Annotated in this window: 2 protein-coding genes and 1 pseudogene; 2 read left to right on the plus strand and 1 reads right to left on the minus strand. The window is 65.0% G+C overall.

Features of this window, described 5'->3' with window-relative positions; translation table 11 throughout:
- Positions 1-954: DNA polymerase (locus ACRDUX_RS24975; protein WP_526417565.1), on the plus strand; the 954-nt coding region annotated here is incomplete at its 5' end.
- A 13-nt stretch (positions 955-967) separates the two neighbouring features.
- On the opposite strand, the gene ACRDUX_RS24980 is transcribed toward ACRDUX_RS24975, so the two are convergent.
- Positions 968-2,134, minus strand: coding sequence for a PrsW family intramembrane metalloprotease (locus ACRDUX_RS24980; RefSeq protein ID WP_526417567.1), 1,167 nt, complete (start codon positions 2,132-2,134; stop codon positions 968-970).
- A 169-nt stretch (positions 2,135-2,303) separates the two neighbouring features.
- Here ACRDUX_RS24980 and ACRDUX_RS24985 point away from each other — a divergent pair.
- A pseudogene (locus ACRDUX_RS24985) lies at positions 2,304-3,255 on the plus strand (30S ribosomal protein S1); the annotation flags it as partial.

Consider the following 3,255-nt stretch of genomic DNA (forward strand, 5'->3'; position numbering starts at 1 on the left):
CTGCAGGGACTGTTCGACAAGACCAGCCACCCCTTCCTGCAGCATCTGCTCGCGCACCGCGATGCCACCAGGCTCAAGGTCACCGTCGACGGATTGCTGAATTCGACGGCTGCAGATGGCCGGATTCACACCACGTTCAACCAGACGATCGCCGCAACGGGTCGGCTGTCGTCGACCGAGCCGAACCTTCAGAACATCCCGATCCGCACCGAAGCCGGACGGCAGATCCGCGAGGGCTTCGTCGTCGGCGACGGTTTCGCCGAGCTGATGACCGCGGACTACAGCCAGATCGAGATGCGCATCATGGCGCACCTGTCGAAGGACGGCGGATTGATCGAGGCGTTCAACACCGGAGAGGATCTGCATTCGTTCGTCGCGTCCAGGGCCTTCGGCGTGCCGATCGACGAGGTCACGGCCGAACTGCGACGCCGCGTGAAGGCAATGTCGTACGGGCTGGCGTACGGGTTGAGCGCCTACGGCCTCGCCGCTCAGTTGAAGATCTCCACCGAGGAGGCCAAGCTGCAGATGGACGCTTACTTCTCACGCTTCGGCGGCGTGCGCGACTACCTGCAGTCAGTGGTCGACCAGGCGCGCAAGGACGGCTACACCTCGACCGTGCTGGGTCGGCGGCGCTACCTGCCCGAGCTGGACAGCAGCAACCGAAACGTCAGGGAGGCCGCCGAGCGCGCCGCGCTGAACGCGCCGATCCAGGGGAGCGCCGCCGACATCATCAAGGTGGCAATGATCAACACCGACAACGCCATCCGCGACGCCGGACTGAAGTCGCGGATGCTGTTGCAGGTCCACGACGAATTGCTGTTCGAGGTCGCCGACGGCGAACGTGAAGCGCTCGACGAGTTGGTCCGCGACAAGATGGGCGCCGCATACCCGCTTGACGTGCCGCTCGAGGTGTCGGTCGGCTACGGGCGCAGCTGGGACGCCGCCGCGCACTAGGCTCCGCCGAACACTAGAAGCCTGGCGCGCGGTACCCGGCGACGGTCCGAAGCACGGGGGCGGCGGCCCGCGCCGCGTAGACCCCGTAGGCCTCCTCGTTCAGCAGCGCGGCCACCCGCTCGTCGCCGAAGCCCCGGTCGATCCGGTCCCGCACGAAGGCGAGCTCGATGACCTGCGCGGCGAAGTTCTTGGCACTCTTCCCCGCGAGTGGCCCACCGACGCGAGTCGCCTCGCCGATCGCCAACCCCCTGGCGCGGATCGAGCCGAGCCAGGTGGCCTCGTTGGGGGTCACCAGGCCCGCGGCCACCATGCCCGGCAACTTCGCGGCCACGATTCGCTGTTCCCTTCGGCGGCTGCCGACGGCAAGAACGATCGCCAGTGCGAACACCGGCACCATCCAGAGCACGTAGACGCCGAAGTACGCTTCGATGCCCACGAACGACGACCCGTTCCACAGCGCGTGCATGATCACCGCACCGACGTACCCGACCAGGATGCAGCCCACCTTGGCAGGCACGCTCCTGCGTTGCATGGCGAAGTACACACCGATGGCGGTGACGGTGGTGAACAACGGGTGGGCGAACGGCCCCATGATCAGGCGCAGTCCGGCCGTGACGAGCGACCCGCCCAACGTTTCGCCGCCACCGATGTATCCGATGTTCTCCAGCCACGCGAAACCCGCCGCGGTGATCCCGGCGTACACCAGGCAGTCCGTCAGCGAATTGAGCTCGTTTCGACGGCGGCCGGTCATCATGATCAGCAGGAACGCGCCCTTGGCCGCCTCCTCGACGATAGGGGCCACGATCGCGATGGTGACGAATTCGTCCGTCGCCGCCGCACCGGTGGCGAGAAGGGAACCGAACACGAGTTCCAGAACCACCGACACCACGACGGCGACCGATGCGCCCCAGGTGAACGCCAGCACGAGCAGTCGTGGCGGCTCGGGTTCCCAACGATCCAGCCATACGTAGGCCAGCACCACGACGACCGTCGCCACGCTGGCGAGCACGAACCCGATGGCGGTGCCGACGGGGTTGATCGCCGTCAGCAGGATCACCGCTAGGCCCGCGACGGTGCCCATCGCGATGATTGCTCCGAGGGGCGCCCCAACCTTGCGGATCCGCCGGGGAAACGGCTGGCCGACCGGGCGCGGAGATGGCGGCACCGAGGGGTTTGACACGACAGCAGCGTATCGGTCAGCATCGACTAGTCCGGGACCCAGGTTTGTCCAGCGTGTACCCAGTCGAGTACGCTCTTTGCGTGCTCGTGTGCGCGCGATTGCGTGCCTCACCCGTACACACCAATAACAACTGTCCCTACGATAAAACCTGTCCGGAGCCACCCACCAAATGCCAAGTCCGTCCATCACCTCGCCGCAAGTAGCCATTAACGACATCGGCTCGGCCGAGGATTTTATGGCCGCAATCGACAAGACCATCAAATACTTCAACGATGGTGACATCGTCGAGGGCACCATCGTCAAGGTTGACCGTGACGAAGTCTTGCTCGACATCGGATACAAAACCGAAGGGGTCATCCCTTCTCGCGAACTCTCCATCAAGCACGACGTCGACCCCAATGAGGTTGTGTCCGTCGGCGATGAGGTCGAGGCTCTCGTTCTCACCAAAGAGGACAAAGAAGGCCGTCTGATCCTGTCCAAGAAGCGTGCGCAGTACGAGCGCGCCTGGGGCACCATCGAGGAGCTCAAGGAGAAGGACGAGGCCGTCTAGGGCACCGTCATCGAGGTCGTCAAGGGCGGCCTGATCCTCGACATCGGTCTGCGTGGCTTCCTGCCGGCATCACTGGTGGAGATGCGCCGTGTCCGCGATCTGCAGCCGTACATCGGCAAGGAGATCGAGGCCAAGATCATCGAGCTCGACAAGAACCGCAACAACGTGGTGCTGAGCCGCCGCGCGTGGCTGGAGCAGACGCAGTCCGAGGTGCGCAGCGAATTCCTCAACCAGCTGCAGAAGGGCGCGGTCCGCAAGGGCGTCGTCTCGTCGATCGTCAACTTCGGCGCCTTCGTCGACCTCGGCGGCGTCGACGGCCTGGTGCACGTCTCCGAGCTGTCCTGGAAGCACATCGACCACCCGTCCGAGGTCGTCACGGTGGGCGACGAGGTCACCGTCGAGGTGCTCGACGTCGACATGGACCGCGAGCGGGTTTCCTTGTCGCTCAAGGCAACTCAGGAAGATCCGTGGCGTCACTTCGCGCGTACCCACGCGATCGGCCAGATCGTGCCGGGCAAGGTCACCAAGCTGGTTCCGTTCGGTGCGTTCGTCCGCGTCGAAGAGGGCATCG

Source organism: Mycobacterium sp., from assembly GCF_050701675.1.
Lineage (GTDB): Bacteria > Actinomycetota > Actinomycetes > Mycobacteriales > Mycobacteriaceae > Mycobacterium.